At 38.7% G+C, this 23,983-nt stretch carries 20 protein-coding genes; 7 read left to right on the plus strand and 13 right to left on the minus strand.

Annotated features, from left to right (window positions below; all coding sequences use genetic code 11):
* Positions 1-152: 152 nt before the first annotated feature.
* Complete coding sequence (locus LDL79_RS15685; RefSeq protein WP_225598407.1) at positions 153-5,147, plus strand: translocation/assembly module TamB domain-containing protein; 4,995 nt, start codon at positions 153-155, stop codon at positions 5,145-5,147.
* Positions 5,148-5,160: 13 nt separating this feature from the next.
* Complete coding sequence (tamL, locus tag LDL79_RS15690) at positions 5,161-7,431, plus strand: translocation and assembly module lipoprotein TamL (protein ID WP_225598408.1); 2,271 nt, start codon at positions 5,161-5,163, stop codon at positions 7,429-7,431.
* A 1-nt stretch (position 7,432) separates the two neighbouring features.
* Here the strand turns inward: tamL and LDL79_RS15695 are convergent, their stop codons facing one another.
* From LDL79_RS15695 to LDL79_RS15710, 4 genes are all read right to left on the minus strand, one after another.
* Positions 7,433-8,164: a phosphatase PAP2 family protein gene (locus LDL79_RS15695; RefSeq protein ID WP_225598409.1), complete on the minus strand. Its 732-nt coding sequence runs from the start codon at positions 8,162-8,164 to the stop codon at positions 7,433-7,435.
* A 72-nt stretch (positions 8,165-8,236) separates the two neighbouring features.
* Positions 8,237-8,881 carry an ion channel gene (locus tag LDL79_RS15700; RefSeq protein WP_225599989.1) on the minus strand — a complete coding sequence of 215 codons (645 nt, stop codon included), beginning with the start codon at positions 8,879-8,881 and terminating at the stop codon, positions 8,237-8,239.
* Between the two features lie 24 nt (positions 8,882-8,905).
* Positions 8,906-9,190 (minus strand): inward rectifier potassium channel family protein, encoded by a 285-nt coding sequence (locus LDL79_RS15705; protein WP_225598410.1) that lies wholly within the window; start codon positions 9,188-9,190, stop codon positions 8,906-8,908.
* Between the two features lie 150 nt (positions 9,191-9,340).
* Complete coding sequence (locus tag LDL79_RS15710; protein ID WP_164916919.1) at positions 9,341-9,478, minus strand: hypothetical protein; 138 nt, start codon at positions 9,476-9,478, stop codon at positions 9,341-9,343.
* Positions 9,479-9,622: 144 nt separating this feature from the next.
* Between LDL79_RS15710 and LDL79_RS15715 the strand changes: the two genes are divergently transcribed.
* A complete protein-coding gene (locus LDL79_RS15715; protein WP_225598411.1) occupies positions 9,623-10,570 on the plus strand; it encodes an aldo/keto reductase in 948 nt (315 codons plus the stop codon).
* 245 nt (positions 10,571-10,815) lie between these two features.
* Complete coding sequence (locus tag LDL79_RS15720) at positions 10,816-13,275, plus strand: zinc-dependent metalloprotease (protein ID WP_225598412.1); 2,460 nt, start codon at positions 10,816-10,818, stop codon at positions 13,273-13,275.
* Between the two features lie 86 nt (positions 13,276-13,361).
* On the opposite strand, the gene LDL79_RS15725 is transcribed toward LDL79_RS15720, so the two are convergent.
* The 3 genes from LDL79_RS15725 to LDL79_RS15735 form a co-directional block, all read right to left on the minus strand.
* Positions 13,362-14,513 (minus strand): AEC family transporter, encoded by a 1,152-nt coding sequence (locus tag LDL79_RS15725; RefSeq protein ID WP_225598413.1) that lies wholly within the window; start codon positions 14,511-14,513, stop codon positions 13,362-13,364.
* Positions 14,514-14,515: 2 nt separating this feature from the next.
* Positions 14,516-15,664, minus strand: a complete 1,149-nt coding sequence (locus LDL79_RS15730) for a pyridoxal phosphate-dependent aminotransferase (RefSeq protein WP_225598414.1) — start codon at positions 15,662-15,664, stop codon at positions 14,516-14,518.
* Between the two features lie 276 nt (positions 15,665-15,940).
* The gene (locus tag LDL79_RS15735; RefSeq protein ID WP_072981972.1) at positions 15,941-16,411 is read right to left on the minus strand and encodes a ferritin-like domain-containing protein; all 471 of its coding nucleotides are present in this window, start codon (positions 16,409-16,411) and stop codon (positions 15,941-15,943) included.
* Between the two features lie 172 nt (positions 16,412-16,583).
* Between LDL79_RS15735 and LDL79_RS15740 the strand changes: the two genes are divergently transcribed.
* Together LDL79_RS15740 and LDL79_RS15745 are read left to right on the plus strand one after the other, a co-directional pair.
* The gene (locus LDL79_RS15740) at positions 16,584-16,994 is read left to right on the plus strand and encodes a DUF6428 family protein (RefSeq protein ID WP_225598415.1); all 411 of its coding nucleotides are present in this window, start codon (positions 16,584-16,586) and stop codon (positions 16,992-16,994) included.
* Between the two features lie 117 nt (positions 16,995-17,111).
* Complete coding sequence (locus LDL79_RS15745) at positions 17,112-18,380, plus strand: MFS transporter (protein WP_225598416.1); 1,269 nt, start codon at positions 17,112-17,114, stop codon at positions 18,378-18,380.
* Positions 18,381-18,392: 12 nt separating this feature from the next.
* On the opposite strand, the gene LDL79_RS15750 is transcribed toward LDL79_RS15745, so the two are convergent.
* The 6 genes from LDL79_RS15750 to epsC form a co-directional block, all read right to left on the minus strand.
* Positions 18,393-19,040, minus strand: coding sequence for a hypothetical protein (locus LDL79_RS15750; protein WP_225598417.1), 648 nt, complete (start codon positions 19,038-19,040; stop codon positions 18,393-18,395).
* 2 nt (positions 19,041-19,042) lie between these two features.
* Positions 19,043-19,687, minus strand: coding sequence for a hypothetical protein (locus LDL79_RS15755; protein ID WP_072981980.1), 645 nt, complete (start codon positions 19,685-19,687; stop codon positions 19,043-19,045).
* On the minus strand, positions 19,687-20,313 hold the full coding sequence (locus tag LDL79_RS15760) for a hypothetical protein (protein ID WP_225598418.1): 627 nt from the start codon (positions 20,311-20,313) through the stop codon (positions 19,687-19,689). Before LDL79_RS15760 ends, LDL79_RS15755 begins: the two co-directional genes overlap by 1 nt.
* A gap of 226 nt (positions 20,314-20,539) precedes the next feature.
* Positions 20,540-21,349, minus strand: coding sequence for a DUF1853 family protein (locus tag LDL79_RS15765; RefSeq protein ID WP_225598419.1), 810 nt, complete (start codon positions 21,347-21,349; stop codon positions 20,540-20,542).
* Positions 21,342-22,226, minus strand: a complete 885-nt coding sequence (gene cysM / locus LDL79_RS15770; RefSeq protein ID WP_225598420.1) for a cysteine synthase CysM — start codon at positions 22,224-22,226, stop codon at positions 21,342-21,344. Before cysM ends, LDL79_RS15765 begins: the two co-directional genes overlap by 8 nt.
* A gap of 24 nt (positions 22,227-22,250) precedes the next feature.
* Positions 22,251-23,048 (minus strand): serine O-acetyltransferase EpsC, encoded by a 798-nt coding sequence (gene epsC / locus LDL79_RS15775; RefSeq protein WP_225598421.1) that lies wholly within the window; start codon positions 23,046-23,048, stop codon positions 22,251-22,253.
* A gap of 80 nt (positions 23,049-23,128) precedes the next feature.
* Here epsC and LDL79_RS15780 point away from each other — a divergent pair, with 80 nt between their 5' ends.
* Positions 23,129-23,917, plus strand: coding sequence for a tRNA pseudouridine synthase A (locus tag LDL79_RS15780; RefSeq protein WP_167597102.1), 789 nt, complete (start codon positions 23,129-23,131; stop codon positions 23,915-23,917).
* The last annotated feature ends 66 nt before the right edge of the window (positions 23,918-23,983 follow it).

The raw sequence follows: 23,983 nt of genomic DNA on the forward strand, positions 1-23,983 counted from the left end.
TAAAAATTCTAAAACGTTATCAAATCGTTTTTAACTGCTTCTACTGAAAACTATAACAAGGTTTTAATACTTGTAGGCACGGTCAACACTGGTATTAATAGTATTTTAGCTTTTTGAAGCTAAAACAATTTAGCCTAAGCATTTCCCACTTTATGAGCAAAAAAAGCAAGAAAATCCTTTTCAAAATCCTCAAGATCTTAGGAAAAATTTTAGGAGTGCTTTTGCTTTTGTTTATACTCTTAGTGCTTTTTGTTCGTAGTCCGTGGGGACAAGGAATCATCGTTGACAAAGCCGTAAGTTATGTAAAGGATAAAACCAATACAGAAGTTCGTATAGATAAGCTTTTTGTCACCTTTGATGGAAACATTTCTTTAGGTGGTTTGTATCTCGAAGATACTCAGGGAGATACTTTGGTGTTTAGCAAACATCTTGAAGCAGAAATCCCTTTATGGTCTGTAATTACCGGCGGTCCCATTAGTGTGGACGATGTCACTTGGGAAGGAGTCAGGGCAAATGTTGTACGCAAGGATTCCTTAAGTGGTTATAGTTATCAATTTTTGATAGATGCCTTTGCCGCGACAGATACTACTAGTGTACAACCCACACCAACAGCGCAAGATACCACAGCGCTTCAGTTTAATCTGGGTACGTTTGACTTTAAGGATATCCAATTAAATTACGCAGATCAAGTTACCGGTATGCAGGCTAATCTCAATTTAGGAGCGCTTGAGGTTCAAATGCGAGAAACTAATCTTGACGAAATGCTTTTTGATATTGGCGATGTACGATTGGCCAATACTAAAGTCGTTTATAAACAAACAAAACCCATCGCGCCATCAACCGATACTACTGAAGTTCCTTTGCCAATTTTGCGTATTAGGGAACTGGTAGTCGAAGATGTGACCTTTGATTACGCCTCGACACCAGACGGAATTGCCGCCGATGGAACGCTTGCAATATTAGAGACTCATATTCCTCAAATAGATCTCAAAAACAACGTTATTAAGGTTGAAGATTTTCTGCTAAAAAACTCCGTGGTAAACTTGGCTTTACAAACTGTTGAAAAACAAGAGGCACCAGCTGAAGCATTGCCAGAAACCTCTCAAGAACTCTGGCCGCCTTTTACAGTTGCTGTTGGCGAAATAAATTTAGAGAATAATGCAATTCAGTATACGCTTGATGGGGCGCAACCGAGTGCGGGACGTTTCAATCCGAATGCGATAGCACTTTCTGATTTAAATCTAAACCTAGAGGGCATAAACTTGAAAGACCAGAATTTAGAAGCACACGTAACTCGTGCAGATTTTAAGGAAGTTTCGGGGATGAATTTAGATGAGTTGGCGTTTGACCTACAAGTAAGCGATACACGTTTAGATCTGGATAATATCGCTTTTCAACTTAATCAGAATGCATTAGCAGGAACGCTTCAACTGGATTATAGCAGCCTAAATGCGTTTATTGAAGAACCCGGTTCCGCAGCGCTTAAATTGAACATACCGCAATTGACCCTGAATTTAAACACGCTGTTTAAATTTTCACCGGAATTACGCGCTAATGAGTATCTGGCGACCCTAAGCAAACGACCACTACGCGGAAGCTTAAATCTCTCGGGGAAACTTGATGCTATTGATCTAAAACCTACACGTATTAATTGGGGAAATCAAACAAGTCTTGCAGTACAAGGAAGTATTTACAACGCTTCTACTCCAGAGAATTTGTCTTATAATTTACCGGTGTACACCGTAAAAAGCGCTAAGCGAGATTTAGGAAGATTTGTGGATGAGCAAGCATTAGGTGTACAATTTCCGGAAAAAGTTACTTTGCAAGGATCGTTAAAAGGTACTACAACCCGAGCTGCTACAAAAAGTATTTTAACCACTACAGATGGTATTGTGAGGCTTGTTGGGAATGCCAGTTTTGGTGATACGCTTGAGTTTAAGGGCGACGTTAGCGCGCAGCAGATCAATCTAGGCAAGTTGCTGCAAAATGAGCAATTGGGCTTTGTTGAATTACAACTGCAGGCAGAAGGTGCCGGGAATAGCATAAACACGCTTGATGCCACAGTAAATGCCACCATTGACAGTATTCAACTGAATAATTACACCTTTAAAGATCTCGGGATCAACGGTGCGTTCAAGTCAGGAACCGGGGATTTAAAAACGGCTTATAAAGATGAAAATCTAAATATGACCTTAGATGCGCGGGTAATTTTAGATTCTGTTGCGTCTCAAGCTGCAATAAATCTGGATCTCATAGGTGCTGATTTGCAGGCTTTAGGTCTTACCGAACAAAATATAAAAGCAGCTTTAACGCTTCAGGGAACTTTTAAAGGAGATCCCGAAGATTATGAGATTCAAACGCAGATCAATGAAGGGGTAGCGGTTTATGATGACCGGGCTTATCAGTTGGGTGATCTTGATATTTCGGCGTATGTAAAGCCTGATACGACTTCGTTAGCCATCAGCAACAGAATTCTCAATCTGGATTTAGAATCTAATGCAAATCCGCAGCAGGTGATCACTTCGGTACAAAATCACTTTAAACGCTATTTGCAGAAAAACCCCGTTCTTGACTCTATTCAGGATCCCGTGTTGATGAAAATTACAGGGACTGTGCATCAAGCACCTATTTTAGGCGAAGTATTCATTCCTAATCTTAGAGAGTTAGATACGGTTGATATATCGGTTGATTTTGACGAATATAAGCGCACGCTTAATGCAGATATTCAATTGCCTTATATCAATTATAACGGCTATACGATAGATAGTCTTGCACTAAAAATGGTGTCTAACAAAGAGAATATGGACTTTGGTTTTGGGCTGAAAGAACTTATCGCAGGACCGGTAGATATGCAAGATACACGCATTGGCGGAAGGGTGACCAACAGTAAAATGTACATTGATTTTCTTTCTATGCATGATAAGGAAAAGCTGGTGCACGTGCTTTATAAAATCGCTTTGGAAGAAGACAATATTAAAATTCAAATCGATCCTGACGATTTTATTCTGAATAAAAAGCCGTGGGAGATCAACCCGAATAATTCGGTGACTTTAACCAAGACCAATACGATTTTTGAAGATTTTGAAATGTCGTACAACAACCAGCGCATAACCGCCGGGAATAATTTACAAGGTATTTCTAAAGAACATTTGGGGATCAATTTTGAGAATTTTAAACTCGCTAATATTATGAGTTTGCTCAATCCTGATGCTGCGTTGGCTCGTGGTAAACTTAGCGGTCAATTTGCTGTTGAAGATCCATATACCAGTCCGGGTATGGTTTTAGACCTCAATATTAAAGACTTTGAAGTACTAGAAACAAATATGGGCGTTCTCACCGCACAAGGAAATTCTATAAGTAATTCAGGATATGATTTTCAAATGGCGATCAAAGAGGGTGTGGCAGATCTGGATCTAAAAGGGAATTACACCGCTAATGAAACGGCTGCTCAAATTGATCTTAACTTAGACCTCAATCGCTTTGACGTGGCTGCGCTTGAAAAATTATCTTTCGGGGAACTATCAAATGCAGACGGCACGATCAGCGGAGCGATGAAATTAGCTGGAACCACTGCAGAACCAAGATATGAAGGCGCCTTTCAGTTTGATAATGCAAAGTTTGAAGTAACCAAACTCAATGCATCATTCCTTCTCAAAAATGAAGAGCTGAATTTGAACAATGAGGGAGTCACTTTCAATAATTTTAGAGTAGAAGATGAGAACGCTAATCCAATAGTTGTTAATGGAAGCATTGGTACCGAAAGTTTTGTTAATCCAACTTTTGATCTTGATCTTAAAGCAACCAACTTTAAAGCGATCAATTCTACTAAAGATGATTTTGATTTGGTTTACGGAACTGCCGTTTTTGATGCTGATGCTCAAATCACGGGAGACCTCAATTTGCCCAAAGTAACACTTGATCTCACCGTAAATTCAGATACAGATGTGACTTATGTACTTCCACCATCAGAAGTGCAAATTGAGTCAAAAGAAGGCGTTGTGCTATTTGTGAATAAAGAAAATCCGGATGCGATTTTAACTAATAATGAAGAAGACTCGTATACGGTTTCGGGCTTTACGATTGATGCGAATTTTGGTATTGAAAAAGGCGCGGTTTTTAATCTTGTGATCGATGAGCAAACCGGAGATAATTTCCAAGTGAGCGGTACCGGAGATTTTGAATTTGATATGTATCCTAACGGAAGAATGACGCTTAGCGGACGCTACGACGTGACAGATGGGCACTACGAAATGAGCCTGTATAATCTTGTTAACCGCCGTTTTGAACTTGCTCCTGATAGTCGTATCACGTGGTCAGGTGATCCCTTTGATGCTGATCTGGACATCAAGGCCTATTACAGTGTAGAAACTTCTGCCAGCGGACTGATGGCTTCTCAAACTAGCGGAGCAGACATCAGTACGCAAATGCAATACCGTCAGGAAGTACCGTTTCAGGTATATATTAATATCAATGGCGAACTGATGCAGCCTATTATCAGTTTTAATCTAGACATTCCTGAGGGTAGTCGTGGGGCGGTTGGCGGCCAAGTTTATAGCCGGGTTCAGCAGTTGAATCAACAGGAGAATGAATTGAATAAACAGGTATTCTCACTTCTTGTGCTTAATCGCTTTTTCCCCACTTCTTCATCAGACGGAAGCAGCGGTGGTACTGCGGCTATTGCACGTGACAACTTAAACGACGCGATCTCAGACCAGTTGAATATGTTTTCAGATAAACTATTAGGCGACACCGGTTTTAATCTAAATTTTGGTTTAGATAGCTATACGGATTATCAAGGAAGCGCGCCTACTGATCGTACCACATTAGATATTGCGGCTCAGAAAAGTCTATTTAACGATCGGGTAGTGGTAAGTGTGGGGAGCGCTGTTGATCTACAAGGCAGCGGAAATACTGATAGCGGAAATGCGCCTGTTGTGGGCAACGTGAGTATAGAATATCTGTTAACTGAAGATGGTCGTTATCGCTTACGCGGATATCGCAGCAGTCAGTTTGAAAATATTATTGATGGTCAGATTATCGTAAACGGTATTTCGTTACAGTTTACGCGTGAGTTCAACAAGTTTACCGAATTATGGCAGTCGATGTTTCCTGCTAAAACCGAAGAAGAGGAAGATACTAATGAGTAAGTCAACAGTTTTAATGAAAATGAATAAAAATCTGCTTGCGGTGCTATTCCTCGTGCTTGTATGTTACGGATGTTCGGTAGATCGCTATATCCCGGAGGGGAAATATCTTTATACAAAAGAGACCGTCAAAATTACACCGGATTCTGTGGTAGAAAATCTGGATGCTATTAAAACCGATTTGAAAGCGGCTTTACGACCAGAACCCGTAGGTTCATTTTTGGGTGGCTACCCGGGACTTTACTACCATTTCAAAGCTCAACGTGAGAAACCTGGATTTCTAAATAAATTCTTGAATAAAAAATTTGGAAAAGAGCCGGTGTACGATACCGATATTGAAACTTACGAGATGGAGCAAATTTTGCTTAATCGTTTAGAGAACAAAGGGTTTTTCTATAGCACCGTAAGTTCTGAGATCGTAAGAGACACCAGCAGTAAAGAGGCCGAAGCAATTTACTCGCTTCGACTTACAAAGCCGTACCGACTGAAAACGTATCAATTGGATACTGATACGCTTCCGGTGTATGCTAAGATTCAAAATTCGATGAATGAAACCCTTTTAAAAAAGGATATGCCGTTCAATTTAAGTGCTATGAAAGCCGAACGTGAGCGCATTGACACCTATTTAAAAGGTGAAGGCTATTACAATTTCAATGGTGCTTTTTTGATTTTTGAGACCGATACCAATCAGTATAAAAATAAGCGCTTTGATCAGTATTTACGCTTAAAGAAAGATGTTCCCTCAAAAGCGATTATTCCATATCAAATAGGGAAAGTGAACATTTTCCCTAATAATCGTGTGGATATTGACAGTACAACTTTAGACACCACCCAATTTGCAAATAAGAACTTTATTCAGGACGAAGTTTATTTTAAACCCAAGCGTTTAGACCCCTTTGTTTTAATTGAAGAAGGAGAATTATATAGTCCGTCAAAATCAAAAGCGACCGGAAGACGTCTGGGGTCAATAGGTGCCTATAAGTTTGTGAACATTCGCTACCAAGAAATGGATACTGATGCCGAGGACAGTTTGGGACTCTTAGAAGCCAATATTTATTTATCCCCGTTAAATAAACGAGCGGTTAGGGCAGAGGTAAAAGGCGTAACCAAATCAAATGGTTTTTCAGGTCCGGGATTGGGATTGACATTTATCAATCGCAATTTGTTTAAAGGTGGAGAAAGCCTCAATATTTCTCTTGATGGAGCTTACGAGGTACAAGCGGGTGGTTCGGGAAGTAACAGTGGTTCTACCAGTTTGCAATTAGGCTTAAGCGGAAAATTGATCTTTCCGCGAATGCTTTTTCCAATTGAAATTTCTAAAAATTATTTCAAATATGATATTCCCAAAACGAAGATCGAGATGGGGATTTCTTATTTGAACCGAACGCAGTTATTTACTTTAGGTTCTGTTGAAGCAAAATTTGGTTATGTATGGCAAGCTAATAAATATGTGACTCACGAGATCAATCCGGTGGCGATCAATTATGTTTCTCTAGCCAATACCACAGACGAATTTGAGCAGATTTTAGATGAAAATCCATTTTTACGTACGAGTTTTGATCAGCAGTTCATCTCCGGTTTGACCTATTCCTTTATTTACAACGGAATGATAGATACTCAACGTCAACATCAAATTTATCTCAATGCCAATTTTGAAACAGCCGGTAATAGCTTAAGTTTAATTGCAAGCGGAGAAAAACCACAAAATATCTTCGGTTTAGATTATGCTCAATTTGCACGGGTAGATGCAGATTTTAGGTATCACTTTAAACTCACCGAAAAGCAAACCATTGCTACCCGATTGTTTGCCGGAGTGGGTATTCCTTACGGAAATTCAGATGTGGTACCGTATACTAAACAATACTTTTCTGGAGGGCCGTATAGTGTGAGAGCGTTTAGAACACGTTCACTGGGGCCGGGGACTTATCAACCAGAAGATAGCGAGACGTTTAGCTATTATGATCAAACAGGAAATTTGAGACTAGAGGCCAATTTAGAATACCGGTTCCCACTCGTGAGTTTATTGCAAGGCGCATTTTTTGTAGATGCCGGTAACGTCTGGAATACCACAGATAACGAAGCGCTTGAGGGCGATACTTTTGGTAGTGACTTTATGAAGCAACTGGGTATTGGTGGCGGCTTCGGAATGCGCGTAGACATTCAGAATTTTGTGATCAGACTAGATCTTGCAGCGCCTTTTCACGATCCGAGTTTAGCTGAAGGATCACGTTGGTCTTGGGATCTTGAAAACCCTATCTTAAACTTCGCGATAGGATACCCGTTCTAGATTAATGTGTTCTGGGATCTCTTCTGAAAAGTTCGATAACATTAAAAAGAAGGATACAAAATATTACCCAGATAAAACCAGCTATAAATCCGCCTGCAATATCTGACGGAAAGTGGACCCCTAGATAAATTCGACTGATGCCAATACTCAGCAGAATGAATGCAAGAAAAGTAATAGCCGCTACTTTAGCCCATTTATTGATCTTAAATTGAGTGGTGAGATAGATCAGGAACCCATAAAATGCCATGGCACTCATCGCGTGACCACTAGGATAACTCAGCGTTTCTACCGAAACCAAATGCTCAATACTTGGCCGCGCACGATCAATAAAGCGCTTTAGAATTACGTTAGAAATAGAAGCGAGAAGTAAGACCAAAGCGGTTTGCGCAACGTATTTCCAGCGTTTAAAAATAAAGTAAGAAATCCCAACAAAAAGGCCCATAACAATCAAGTAGCCGTAAAGATCACCTACGTCTGTCACGAACATAAAATACTTGGTGAGCGCCGGGTTTCGGTGTGAAATCACGTACGTTGTAATTCTAGAATCCCATTCATTTAACATGTCTGACTCTAGGGTATCTGTCAATTCTATAAAAGCATTTACGCCTAAAACTACAATGATCAGCGCGATGAAAACGGTAATTAAATACGGTAGCTTGGCGTCATATTGCTTGAACTTTTGGGCAAGCAGGTTGCGTAATTTTAGAATAAATAGATAGAGTGATTGTCTCATAAAGTCAGTTAAAGCGCACTTTTTACAAACATATTGATCTCTAACCGCCTAACGGGTTGCTTTATTAAAACTTTAATAGTGATTGAGTTGTGCAGCTTCGGTATTATCGATGCCACTTACATCAATTGAAATTTTTCCGCCTTCGTGCGTAATAAGATAGGTGAATTTAGCACCCCATTCAATTTCAGAATATTTGTAGGAAGTTCGTGAATAAACAGATTGCGAGAAGGTATCGTCAAAAGCTTTAAGCGTAACGATGATCTCTGCATCTTTGATCATCAATTCTTCTTTTGACAACTTATAAAAAGGGCTGGTTTCTATTATTGGGTGCACGATCGTCCAGGCAGCAGGTAAAAAGACCACTTGAGATCGCTCTAACTCTAACGGAAAGAAATTACGTAGATTAGAATTTTCGCGCAGCATAGACAACGCAACGGTAGCTTCAAGCTCTAGAAGTTGATTGCCGTGCGGGTTGACCACTCTAAACATAAAACCATTAATATCTTTATATGGAGCAATCACTGCACTTTTACTGTATTTGAGTTTGGCGGCAGGTTTAGAAAAACGCCCATATACCATACCGGTTGCTAACGCAAAACCCAATAAACCAAGCATAGATTCTGTGGCTGCAACAATATTGGCTAAAATGCCGGTAGGCGCTACTTGACCATATCCTAATGTGGTGATGGTCTGCGCACTAAAGAAGAAGGCCTCAATAAATTGTTCAAGTGTTGTAGTGCCTTAAATTCCGGTAAGGTTTTCAATTCCTATGAGGATATAGATACTTGCAAAAAGCAGGTTGACGCAGAAATATGTTGCTAAAACCAAGAGTAAAAACTTACTCCAAGACATAGAAACCAACGCATGAAAAAAGTTGATCTTTTCTAAAAGGGGTACGTTATTCTTTTTGATGTTGAACGTACCATCTTTATTGATCACCCGATAATGCCCTGAGGTAGCTTTCTCGCCAAGACCAAAATCATTGTACTTTTTTTTCTCGTAAGCATCTGTTTTGTTAACAGCCATAGAAGATGAATCAAACATCTAATTTAGGAACATTTCTTTATTCCTTAAAGTTTTAAAATGTTTAAAAGCCCGATGTGTTCAAACAGTTTACTACATAAAAAAAGCTTTACAATCGTGTAAAGCTTCTTTCAATTTTTAGGGAGCGTGTGCTTATAGAACGTCAAAGACAAAGCCTAAAAGCCAGTATAAAATGATAAAAACCACAATGGTACCAATACATCCACAACGACCGCCGCCAATTTTTTTTGCTCCATATCCTGCAAGAAGGGCTCTAAGTAATTTTTTCATAAGTATTATATTGGTTAGCTAGTTCGCTAAGTTACTATCATTTAACGATGTGCAGCTGTGATTCGTACAGATTAACAATACTTTAAACACAAAGCATAAGCAAGGCTCAGGGGCTTTTGTAAATTTAGATGTAAAAATAGACTTATGGCTGCATCAAGAAAATCTCAATCTCAAATTAAAGTTCCTTCGTTGGTTTTTGGAGGAAATGTTTTTGGCTGGACGGCTGATAAAAAAATGTCGTTTTACCTGTTAGATGCCTTATTAGAACGCGGTCTCAACTTTATAGATACTGCAAATGTATATTCGTATTGGGGCGAAGGGAATTCTGGAGGTGAAAGTGAAGCAATGATCGGTGCCTGGCTTAAAGAGCGGAAAAACCGAGATCAAGTGATCATTGCAACCAAAGTAGGCAGCCCTATAGGCGATGAATCTAATAATTTATCTGCGAGTTATATAAAAGAGCAAATAGATCTTAGTTTACAGCGGTTACAAACGGATTATGTAGATGTGTATTTTAGTCATAAATATGACGACAGTGTTGAGCAGCGCGAAACGCTTGCAGCCTATAAACATCTAATTGATATGGGCAAAGTACGTGAAATAGGTGCTTCAAATTTTCCGCTAGCGGTATTGCGTGAAGCACTAGAATTATCAAAAAAGGAAAGCTTACCCAAATATCAGTTTATACAACCGCATTACAATTTAATGGAACGAGAAAGTTTTGAAGGTGCCTATCAAGAATTTTGTATAGAAGAAAACTTGAGTGTCACCAGCTATTTTACCTTAGCGAGCGGTTTCCTTACCGGAAAATATAAAACGGCGGAAGAAGCTTCAGGAAAAGCACGCGAGCGTTTTGTTAAAAAATACTTCACTCCAAAAGGTTTTGAGGTCTTAGACGCCTTAGAAACTCTAGCAAAGCGTTATGACTGTCCACCGGCCGCCTTAAGCATTGCGTGGACGCTACACCAACCGGGAGTCACTGCTCCTATAGTCAGCGCGACTAAAGAAAATCATTTAACCGCTTTTGATGAAGCATTAAAACTTCAATTGGATGAAGATGCCTTAGCGCTTTTAAATCAGGCGAGTGCGTAGACGTCTTTTACTATAGGCATAATACTGTTCTAGCCAAGCATGCATAACTCTGAGCTTCACGCTATCAAATTTCAAAAGCACTTTTGCTTTGTAAATTTTGTATTCAGAAGGCGTAAAACGCTAAAAAATTTCCAAATACTTTACAAAAACTGAATTTCACTACATTTTAAGAAATCTTGTTAAGATATTCTTAACAGCATATGTTGTTAAGGAGTGTTAATTTGGCGCAACTCTAAAATGTAATAATGAAATTAAAACTTTACCCCATTGCGACATTTGTGCTCGCGATGTTGACGGTGAATTGTGCAAGTACCAAGCAAAAGAAAAAAAATGCGAGTGCAGCCACCGAAGAAAAACAAGAAAAGTCTAAAAGTGATCTCAAAGCTTATGACAAAGTAATTACAAAAGAAGCGATCTCAGACTCAGGTTTGTTTACCGTTCATAAAGTAGATGAAGACTATTTCTACGAAATTCCGGACAGTCTTTTTAATCGTGAAATGTTAATGGTTACCCGAATCGCTAAAACCGCAACCGGAATAGGTTTTGGTGGAGGAAAAGCCAATACACAGGTTTTACGCTGGGAAAAGAAGAACAAAAAGGTTTTGTTGCGTGTAGTTTCACATGAGATTTTTGCCGCAGACTCTTTACCTATTCACGAAGCGGTGAGCAATTCTAATTTTGAGCCGGTTCTATTTTCTTTTGATGTAAAAACCATCAACAAAGATTCTACTGCGACTGTTGTTCAGGTAAATGACCTGTTTTCTGATGATGTGCAAGCTTTAGGATTGCCTGGCTATTACAGGGAATCATACAAAGTGCGTAACGTAGATAAGGGCAGAGGCTATATTGAAAGTTTAAAGAGTTTTCCATTAAATATTGAATCACGCCACGTAAAAACTTATAACGCCGGAAATCCGCCAAGTAACGAAAGTGTAGGTTCTATAACTGTTGAAATGAGCAACAGTATGGTATTGTTACCAAAAGTTCCTATGGAGCGTCGTTATTTTGACCGAAGAGTAGGCTGGTTTGCTCGCGGGCAGGTAGATTATGGTCTGGACGCTCAAGAAAGCAAAACTGTGCGTTATTTAGATAGATGGAGATTAGAAGTTAAACCGGAAGACGAGGCTAAATTTAAAGCAGGCGAACTTGTTGAGCCTAAAAAGCAGATCGTTTACTACATTGACCGCGCGACTCCTAAAAAATGGATTCCTTTTATCAAGGAAGGTATAGAAGACTGGCAGGTGGCTTTTGAGGCTGCAGGCTTTAAAAATGCCATCATCGCTAAAGAAGCTCCAACTAAAGAAGAAGACCCAGACTGGTCTCCTGAAGATGTACGTTACTCAACCGTACGTTACTTAGCATCGCCAATTCCTAATGCCAATGGGCCTCACGTAAGTGACCCACGTAGTGGTGAGATTTTAGAATCAGACATCAACTGGTATCACAATGTAATGACGTTATTGCGTAATTGGTATTTTGTTCAAACTGCTGCTAAAAATCCTGAAGCTAGAGGAGTAGCGTTTAAAGACAAAATTATGGGGCGTTTAATTCGTTTTGTTTCTTCACACGAAGTGGGGCATACTTTAGGTTTACCGCATAATATGGGAAGTAGCGTTGCGTATCCTGTAGATTCATTACGTTCTAAAAGCTTTACTGATAAATACGGGACAGCACCATCTATTATGGATTATGCACGTTTCAACTACGTGGCTCAACCGGGAGATGGTGATGTTTCTATGATGCCTAATATTGGAGTTTACGATAAGTACTCTATCAAGTGGGGATATCGTCCTATTTTAGATAAAGAAGGAATGGAAGAAAAACCAATTCTTGATCAGTGGATTTTAGAGCACGCAGGAGATCCTTTATATCGTTTTGGAGCACAACAATGGAGCGTTGTTGATCCTAGTTCGCAAACGGAAGATTTAGGTGATGACGCTGTAAAAGCAAGTAATTATGGTATCGAAAACCTAAAGCGCATCATTCCTAACCTTATCAGCTGGACTTCAGAAGATGGTAAGGATTATGATGATCTTGAAACCTTATATGACCAGGTTTTAACGCAGTTTAATCGTTATATGGGGCACGTGAGTAATAATATTGGTGGTGTATACCAATACAACAAAACCTATGATCAAGAAGGAGCTGTATTTATTCCTGTACCTAAAGAGCGTCAGGAAGAAAGTATGCAATTTTTACAAGATCAATTATTCACAACTCCAGAATGGATGATTGATAACAACATCTTGAATAAAATTGAGAATAACGGAAATGTGGAACGCATACGCGGTTTACAGGTTCGTACATTAGAAAATGTATTAGATTTTGGACGTCTTGGTCGTATGATCGAAAACGAAACGCTAAACGGCAAGGAAGCTTACACGCTAACTGAAATGATGAATGACCTACGTTCAGGAATTTTTAGCGAATTGCGTTCAGGTAAGAAAATTGATACCTACAGACGTAATTTACAACGCGCTTATGTAGATCGCCTAGAACACCTTCTAACTGAAGAGCAAAGCGGTCGCCGTAACGCAACGAGTGTTAATGTTAGTCAATCTGATATTAGAGCGATAGCGCGTGCCGAATTAAATACCTTAAAGCGTAGCGTACGCAGCGCAATTGGTAGAACCGGTGATACTTTAAGTCGTTACCACTTACAGGATTTAATGGAGCGTATAGATCTTATTCTTGATCCCAGATAATCAAAACGATTTAACTTAAGATTGAATTATTGTTAAATAGAAAGACCGGCATTGAGCCGGTCTTTTTTTTGTTTAGAAGAGACTTTTTAATTTTCACTTACACGCTTCAGTTTATAAGAATCGCCGGTTTCAGTATCCAGAGATTGTATTTGAGCGATTGTCTTCTTTTTTATAACAAGCATAAACGCCGGATAGATCAATCCGCTTGCAATCAAAATACCTGCAAGCAAAACCATAGTTTTTATTGAAGCAAACAAAGTTCCGGCAGAAAGAATCCCTAAAATAAGCACCACAGAAAGTGGGAAGGATACAGCCAGAATGTTGATCGCAAAGTTTTGGTTAAACGTCTTCTTGAAGTTTAAAACACGCTTTTCTTGAGCGTCTACTGCAGCGATGTGCGCAAACGGCCAAAAACTACAAGCACTAAGCCCAAAAGCCAACAATAACAGCCGATCTTGAGCTACGTTAATTTGTACTGCAGTAATTAATACTATTCCCAGAATCACAACAATACCGGCTCTTAAGAGCAGCATCGAAATAATTTGAGCAAATTGTCTCTTTTTAATTTTTACGGAAAGACCGATAAATAACAATACTAAAGGTGTCATTAATAAACTGAGCCTGCTCAAGCTTTCACTTACAATAAAAGGTAAATTATTCATATGAAAACCGAAGGACAATAAGATCAAAGCTGCGATGATAAACAGATTAACGGGTTCTGAAACCATTGCTATACAAAGGCTTTTAAATTTAGCTCTATTAGAAGTGTTCTCGATTTCTTGTGTTTTATAATGCCAGCGCATTGCCACAAGATAAAGAACAAGTAATACAAAAACTTTATTTCCTAAATCGGCCATAGCTGCTTTTGCCAGGTAGCTATCTCCCAAGTATTCTAAAATAAAAGGAAAACAACTTAGTCCCGGTGCCAGTGATGACAGCAGTAATTGTCCTGTTCTGTAATTAGGACTTCCTTTTTTGATCCCTAATAAAGGAAAGACTAAAGGCGTCGCAAAAAATAGAACTACATTGAGTAAAAGCGCAATGATGGGCAAAAGTAGAAGCGAGGCTTCAATATTGACACCAATCAATGCAATGAAAATTGTAGCCGGTAATGCTAAATTGAGTATAATAACTTTAATGCCGGCTAGCTCAGATTTATTCTTGAGTTTTACTTTTAATAGAATACCAATTCCTATAAAGAGTAGAAAGAGTAGGGTTTTTTGAAGATTAATATCCATAATTAGACGAGGATTTCTTCAATCGCATCGGTAAAGTATTTCATTTCTTCCATGGTTCCCATACTCACGCGGCACCAGTTTTGATCCCAAAAACGAAACGCCCTAACGACCACTTTTTTATCGTAAATCTTTTCAAGAAATGCATCTCCTTCCATAGGGATCGGGAAGATCACAAAATTTGTAGAAGAAGGCATATAATCAAATCCACGAGACTCTAAGTATGAGGTCGTATAATCTCTAGCTTCTTTAATTTTATTTTTACAGTCTGTCAGGTAGGCTTCGTCATCCATACTCGCTGAAGCAGCAGCAATGGTTGGTCCTGCGATTCCCATTCCGCCACGCGTGATATCGTTGATGGCTTCTAGAGATTCTTTTTTGCCCAACATATATCCCATACGCAAGCCAGCCATTCCGTGTATTTTTGAAAAAGTACGAGCCACGAATACATCATAACCTTCAGCAACTAATGGCGCCATACTTGCGTCCATTCCTTCTGGGGCGAGCTCTAGATAAGCCTCGTCAATAAAAACCGGAACCTTTTTTGAAACGCGTTTACAAAAGTCTTTTAGATCTTCAGTATCGGTTTGCGTAGCTGTTGGATTATTAGGATTGGTGATGTAAACCAATTTTGTATCGTCGTCAATCGCCGCCTCCATAGCTTTGAGATCGTGTTGATAATCTTCGGTTAATTTTACCGCTTTCCACGAACCTCCAGAAGCTTTAGCTACGCTTACAAGAGACATATAACTGGGGTCTGCGCTTACCACGTTTCCGCCTTCTCTAAAATAAACCAAAGCTGTTTTTTCTAGTAAATCTGACGAACCCGGACCCATCATAATGTTATCAGGAGTAACCCCTTCTTTATCTGCAATTTTCTGGACCAATTGACCAAGAGTGGACCAAGAATAATGATTACCATCCCATACAGCTTCTTGAAAAGCTTTAGCTGCAAGTTTAGATGGACCGTGTGGGTTTTCATTCCAAACCAAGCGCGCCTTAACCGTGCTTAGATCTGGCATACGCGGCGGAGTGAATTCGTCAAAAGAAGTATTCCTGTATAAAAACTTTTGATTGTTTTTTTGTGCTTCTTCTACGGTTGCAGCCCATAATGCAGTGGGCGCTACCGCTACTGCACCTACAGAAAGTGCCATTTTTTTTAACCAATCTCTCCTGTGAAGATTTGATGTGCTCATGCTTAGATAGTGTTAGTTTGTAATTCTTTTAAATTTAAAAAAACACCACTGCATATTGACATTTAAGTTGATAAAAAACAGCGTTTTAAATATCGAATTGACAATGGAAAGTAGGTTTCACTAGCAATCTTTCAATGACTTCAAAGCAATTAGTAAGAATAAAGACAAAAAAATAATCCGTTTTGATTGATTTTCAACCGAAACGGATTATTGCGAACGAAGTCTAACTTAAATCTATCTCAATTTAGCAATATCATCTAACTGTTGCAAATCTTCGATCGTATGATAAATTTGAGAAAGCTGATTATTTAAAACAGTGCGCAAATGCTGAGGAAAATCGTGCTCCTTCAAAGCATTTTCATATTCTTCGGCACTCATTTTTTCACCGCGCATACATTCTTCTAAAACCGAAGAAATATCATCTTTGCTTATAATGCTCTTGACATCGATCCAAATTCTGTGCAGATCTGCTGCTAGACTGCCATCACCTTCGGGGCGTGCGTTTAAGGCGTGTAATTCTTTATCCAACTGATTTGCAAAATGATTACGCTTTACTGCTTGCCGCTGCATAAACCCTCTCAATTCGGTATGTTCAATTTCTTGCATAGCCTTAATAAAGCCTTTCTCTGCATCGTAATTTTTGACCAATAATTTCTGAAGTGTTTCGGTTAGTTCTAAATTCAGTTTCTGTTTTTCAGCGTTCATTTTATGTGTGTTCTTATCGTAAATACTGTGTTAGGCCTTGATATCAAAGCACTCGTAAATGTAAGTATCCTTTTTTAAATCTTTTTCGCTTTTGTTAAAATTTGCATTAGCTTAACACTTCGTTTTTAAATAATTACTTTAATTAAGCGCGAATTTGAATGGATCTAGAGCTATGAAATTATCTGAATTACAGGCTGTACTCAAAAAAGTTTATAAGATTGGTTTTGAATTGCCTAACGGAAAATTACTTCCAAGTCATTTCTATTGGTCAAAAGTAAGTCTCAAAAAAGAGCATCAAATGCTACCAAATGGAAGCATTAGAAAACACGAAGTCATCGAGATCCACTTAACCGCGTCTTCCCAAAACAATCACAGAAGAAACCCGAGCGATTTACAAGCGTTTTTAAATAAAGCAAAACAAGGCTTAGACTTACCTGATTTATCCATTGAAGTAGCCTTGCTTGACCACGGAACCACTTGGTTCACATTGCAAAGTGGCGACCCCTACTTTAAACTGATAGCTCTCGATAATACCTCTGTTCTAACAATACTACCGTTAAGAATCAGCAAACTACACCTTTGATGAAAGCAGCTTCAGATCCCAGCTTACCGGGCAGTAGTTGCTGCATTTAATTTTTAGTGCGCGAATACACAATTCTAAAATTGTGTAGACTACTTTTGTTGTGGATAAAAGCAAACTATGGCAAAAAATGATCCCTATGCGGCCTTAAGGTTCAGAGAGTTTAATATCTTTTTAATGTTACGTTTTGCTATGGTTTTTGCCTGGTCAATGCAATTTGTGGTGATCGAATGGCAAGTATATAGTATTACAAAAAATGCGCTTTCGCTGGGAATTATAGGTCTTATGGAAGTCATACCTGCGGTCTCCTTAGCTTTGTTTGCAGGTCATATAGTTGATCAGCGTGAGAAACGCGGACTTTTATTTAAATGTCTTTTTGGCTTTTCTTTTGTTAGTATAGGTTTGTTTTTGCTTACTTGGCCAAGAGTGACTGAGCATTTAAGTACATCTTTAACTTTATATGCTATTTATTTCTTGGTGTTTTGTGGTGGTATCGTTCGCGCCTTTTTGGGGCCTACTATTTTTTCTTTATTTGCTTTAATTGTTCCTAAAAAGGTGTATCCTAACGCGGCTACGTGGAGTAGTTCAGTGTGGCAAATGGGAGCTGTGGTTGGTCCGGCTGCCGGAGGTTTTACCATACATTTAATTGGTGTGCACTGGTCTATGTGTGTGATTTTCGGTTTTTCACTATTTGCCTTGATCTGCTTGTCACAAATCAAGAAAAAACCAATAATGAATCCTAAAATTGGGGAGCCGGTGATGCAAAGTCTTAAAGAAGGCATTCTCTTTGTTAGAAATAGCAAAGCTGTTTTAGGAGCACTGACGTTAGATATGATCGCAGTTCTGTTTGGTGGAGCAGTAGCACTGCTGCCCATTTACGCTCAGGACATTTTAAAAGTAGGGCCACAAGGATTTGGGATTTTGCGGGCAGCTCCGGCGGTGGGTGCATTGATCACAATGTTTACCTCTGCGTATTTTCCATTGTATAAAAAAGCAGGGATAAAATTACTAGCTGCAGTTTTTGGATTTGGTGTTTCTATTATTGTATTCGGACTTTCAACAACGTTTTGGCTTTCTGTTCTGGCGCTGTTTATGAGCGGGGTGACCGATGGAATCTCAATGATCATCAGACAAACCATTCTTCAACTTAAAACTCCAGATCATATGCGCGGTAGGGTCGCTTCGGTAAATTCAATGTTTGTGGGTAGTTCAAATGAATTAGGTGCTTTTGAAAGTGGATTGACAGCAAAACTGATGGGCACAGTGACCGCAGTAGTTTTTGGCGGAAGTATGACGTTGATTACCGTCTTGGCAACAGGTATTATTTCACCTAAATTCAGAAAATTAGATCTGAGAAAAGATCTGGAAGAACACGAAAAATCAGAATAGATTATGGTTTGATTAGAAGCCTGGGGGTTTTAGTAATGTCGCATTTGTGAATTGCTGCATGTTAATGTAATAAGTTCCAGGCGCATCTTTGGCAATAAAGCCCTTTCTATAAATGATAAGATTCATATGGAGGTCGATAGTAATATCTGTATTTCCGGTTCTAAAAAAACCGTTATTAGCAAAGCCTCTAATGAACCAAGTACCTTCATCAGTGTTTTTGTAAGCATGTACCTGAAAACCTTCCACGACATCATTTCCGGCGTAACTTTCCGTGATTACGCTTGTATTACCAGTATCATGTTCAATAAAATAGTAACCCTGCACAGTTACAACGTAGTCCTCGATACTTATTTTAGTATTGTAATTTTCAACACCACGATTCGAAGTGTTTTCGAAAACTAATTCAGCATAATTTATTGGGCCATATTTACTGATGTCAATATCATACTGAACAATGGATAAATCTTGACGTTCAATGATGAGTTTGGATCCTCGAATTTGATTAGAATTACCAGGGTCCTCTAGAAAAAGTTTACCATCAATTCTGGTATTACCATTTACATCGAGAAGGTCCCGTGGAGTATTTGTATTTATTCCAACTTGTGCTTTAGATGTCAAGCAAGAAATAAAAATTACTATTGAAGTTATAAGTAATTTCATCTTTAATATAAATCTGGGATTGCTGAGGCCGAACCATTACGGTTGCCTCCAAGGTCAGTTCTAATTACCGGAAGTTTGCGGTAAAAAGAGGTGTCATAAATAATAAAAGTGCACTCATAATGCACGGCATTTCGCCGATTAGTGGTATCAAGAAATCGGTTTCTAATCTCTAAATGCCAAGTGCCATTACTTTCAAATGTTCGAGCAACAAATGTTCCTATAGAATCATCACCTCCATCTATAAGTCTTTTGTTTACTGGCGCTCCTATATAACGAATATCAGCTAGTCCTACTATATATCTTGAAGTTTCAAAACTTAGATTTAAATCAACAATATTATCATAACTTAGATTATGGAAATAATATTTCAAAACATTGATTGGTGCAACAGTTAACTCATCTACATTAAGTTTGGTAATTTCTCCATTTAAAGCTGTAGAATCGGTGCGCCTTGTTAAAAGTTTAAAATCTTCATCAGTATTAGTAACCGTTCCTAAAGTACCTAGTTCAAATTGTTTTTGTACGGCCATCGAACCTACTATATGCAAATCTGATTCCGGATTGGTAGTCCCCACTCCCACTTGTGCGAATAACTGTACAACACAGAAAATACTTAATACAAAGGAAAATGTAAACTTTTTATACATTAGTCTATAAAGGGATTTGTGGCCGACTGCGTACTAGCTTCTTCCATAGCTACAGGTATGCGTCCAAATTGTTTTGATAAATCTTTTGAATATATCAGTGTGGTAATAGTCCAAGTACCTTTTTCATTTGGGTTTAAATTATTTGCAGCAGGAAAATCTGCAGTAATATGCCAAGTACCGTCTTTAATAAATGCACTGTAAAAGGGTATTGTTGCATTACTGTTTATATCCAGTTCACGATCGTATGATGCTGATAAAGTATTAAGCACAAATTCATTTGCATCTACTCTAGTATCAAAATCAAAAACCCAATCTTCTTGAGGATCATATAATTCATATATCTGAATATAGCCTAGAGCGGCTCCGGTAGGGTTGCTAACATCCAGAGATTTGATCTTACTATTACCATCTTGAATTAAGAATGTGCTAGTATCATCATCTTTTAAATCGGTGATAGTGCTTATGGTTACGGTATTCTGTACGCGTGCATCCCCTGCAACCTCTAATTTGACCCTTGGATTTGTGGTACCAATTCCTACTCCAGTCGTTTGTCCTAAAACAGGAACAATAGAAAGGAGAATGATTGTAAAAGCAACAAGTTGAAGATTTGGGTGAAAATGTTTCAATTGGGTGACTTTTGTATTAGGGTAAAAGTATATAAAAAGTGGTTTATTAAATAATAATTAACTATTTAATTTATTATTTGTAAGAAAAAACTTTCAATATTAAAATATCTATTCTTAAAATTTATTATTATTTCCTCTACTTTTATTTCTATTTGTATCAAGACGTATAAATGACTGATACTGTTATAAATGGAAAAAATGTATAATAGGAGTAGTTAGAATGGTATTACCACCAAGTAGCAAAAGCGTTCAAAACGCTATCCGACTTAAAAATCCAAAATTTGAATGAGCGGGATTGTGTCAATCGTATTTTAGCTGAATCAAAGAAATGATCAAATGATAAACGCTGAACAGATGTGGGAGCACCAACCCAATCATTCTTAGACGGAATATAGAAGGTTGTTTCTTCATCTTTTAATTGCAATAGCTGATCTAAAGTGTAATAGTATCCGGCAATTAATCGATGCGGTATCTTAAGGTGTTGCAGCTTCAACCCTAACGGAATGTAAACTTGGGCTTTAAAACTAAATTGTTGTTTTAATGAAGTAGGGAGGATATCTATGGCGTGAAGCATTTTTTCAGTTTCTGGATGCCTTAGCATCGGGAACTGATGTGTGCTTAATTTTCTAATCTTCGCAGTAAGGGCATCTTTTGCATTTGGACCTATTAGTCGTTTAATCCAGTTGCCTTCAACTTCCGGGCGATAGAGGTAAAACTTGTAAACCATTTCTAAATGAATGCGTTCACGGGTTTGATTTTCGATGATAAAATCGAGTTCTCCTAAGGTCAACTTGTTTGCTATGACTTGAACATTCTGAGCAAGAACATTGTAGCCACGGGCGATAAGATACATCTGCATAAAAAACTCCATACGCTGACCAAGACGTATAGATTGAGGCATTTCAAAACCTTCAGGTAATTCTAAATTAGCAGGTTTGAAATCAAAATTAGATACGCCTAAAATCTCTGAAGACAGATCGATTTGAGGCGTATCTATAAATCCTTGATATTGATGTTGCAGGTTAATGTTAGTCAAACAAATCTGATGATAAATAGCGGTCTCCGCGATCACAAATTATAGAAACGACAACGCCTTCTTCTAGTTGCTCACATAAGCGCAGTGCAGCAACCGTAGCGCCTCCGCTGCTCATTCCGCTAAAAATACCTTCTTCCTTAGCTAATCTTTTAGCCATTGCGCGCGCATCTGCTTCGCTTACTTCTAGCACTTGATCTACTTTAGAGGCATCAAAGATTTTAGGTAAATATTCTTGCGGCCATTTGCGTATTCCGGGAATGCTGGAATCATCGGTAGGTTGTACGCCTACAATTTGTACAGCACTATTTTGCTCTTTTAGATAAGTTGAAGTCCCCATAATCGTTCCCGTTGTACCCATTGAAGATACAAAATGCGTTACCTTACCTTGGGTGTCTTTCCAGATTTCCGGGCCTGTAGTTTTGTAATGCGCCTTCCAGTTGTCGGGATTAGAAAACTGGTTAAACATAAAATAACCTTCTTCTTTTACTTTTGCTTCGGCGAAATCTCGAGCACCTTCAATGCCGATATCTTTTGAAGTGAGAATGACTTTGGCACCATAAGCACGCATAGTTTGTACGCGTTCTTTAGTTGCATTTTCGGGCATTACAATTTCTAAATCCAGGCCATACATTGAGGCGATCATTGCTAAGGCAATACCTGTATTTCCGCTTGTAGCTTCGATCAATTTAGATTCTTTAGTAATTTCACCACGCTCCATAGCTGCGGTTATCATATTAAATGCTGCACGATCTTTGACGCTTCCTCCGGGATTTTGCCCTTCGAGCTTAAAAAGTAATTTTACCTTAGGGTTTTTCTGTAAAACCTTAGATTCTACTAGAGGCGTATTGCCTATAAGGCGTTCTATAGAATAATTCATGAATTGTTTTTTTAAAAATACCCACTAGTCTTTTTTCTCGAGTTCTCTGATCAAGATTTCGGGTTTATGCGAAACTAAAGAGTAGGGTGGGACTGATTTTGTTAACCACACATTACCGCCAATGATACTATTGGCACCAATTACAGTATCACCACCTAAAATGGTGGCATTGGCATAGATGGTCACGTTGTCCTCAATGGTAGGATGCCTTTTTACAGCGCTCAGATCTTTGGCAACACTCAGTGCGCCTAACGTAACCCCTTGATAAAGTTTTACGTGATCTTTGATAACTGCCGTTTCTCCTATTACGATTCCGGTGGCGTGGTCCATAAAAAAGTACTCTCCAATAACTGCTCCCGGATTGATATCCACACCGGTAATGTGGTGCGCATACTCTGTCATTAAACGTGGTACGATAGGAAATCCCTTTTGGTGAAGTGCATGACTTAAGCGGTAAATAGCTATTGCGTGAAAACCAGGATAGGCCAGATATACTTCTTCAATACTCGTCGCTGCAGGATCGTTTTCAAAAATAGCTTCTGCATCAAGATTTAGTTTTCGCAAAATCTCAGGTAGCTGGGCCACATAATCGTCCCAAACCTTGCTGCATTTCTTATCGATTTCCCAGCAGGCTAGCTCAACCAGATTCTCAAACAAGCGTTCTAAACGATCTAAATCTTCATCAAGATCATTAGGAAAGTTGAATAAGGTTGCAAAAAGCTCTTTAGTAAAACGATGTGTATCTGTTTTTAATTTGAAATTAAGATTGGCGTTTTGCTTATGAGCGCGTATCTGACTTATGATGTTCTCTTTATTGATCATAGGCTATTTAATTCATTCAAATGTATTGAAATGTATTTGCACAACGTCTGGTAATGATAGTAAAATTCTATTTTTGGGCTATGTTTAAAAAAGAATTCTTCTACCTTTTTAAAATTCAGTATCTCGGTTTTAGATATCACGGTTGGCAAAAGCAACCAGATCTGCTCACCGTAGAACGTATGATGCAACGTACATTAAAATATGTATTGGGTCGTAATAACTTTAAATTCATTGCAGCCGGTCGTACAGATGCTAAAGTTTCGGTTAATGCAACCTATGTAGAACTCATACTTCAAGAAGAACCCTTAGCGGTCAATGATTTTTTTAAAGTCTTCAATGACAACCTTCCGCAGGATATTCGGCTATTAGAAGTTATTGAAAAGCCTAAACAAACTAACATCATTCAAGCTCCCAAACTCAAAGAGTATATTTATCTATTTTCTTTTGGCGAAAAAAATCATCCGTTCTGCGCACCGTATATGGTAAATGTAAAAGGAGCGCTTGATATTGCGTTGATGCAACGCGGAGCAAGCCTAATGCAAGGTACGCACGATTATCGAAATTATGCTTACAAGGCTACTGCCGAAACGCAAACGCTTATGACAATTGAATCTTCAGTTATTGAAGAAAATACTTTGTACACAGCTAGTTTTTTTCCGAAGCATTCCTATGTGTTCAAAGTTGTGGGTGCCGGTTTCAAGCGACATCAGGTGCGCTTAATGATGGGCGCGCTATTTGATCTAGGAAGCGGAATTCTTTCCTGGGAGGCTTTTGAGAAGAGTCTTGACGGAACCATCCCTTATAAACTTACACACATTGCTCAGGCATCGGGTCTAATTCTGCAAGAGATCAATCTTGAGGAACATTGACTTAATTTAAGTTAAATCTGCCAGAGCTTAACAAAGCTTAACCCTTATGAATAAAGCTTTAACCCG

Origin of the sequence: Leeuwenhoekiella palythoae, from assembly GCF_020310025.1 — a bacterium.
Classification (GTDB): Bacteria; Bacteroidota; Bacteroidia; order Flavobacteriales; family Flavobacteriaceae; genus Leeuwenhoekiella; species Leeuwenhoekiella palythoae.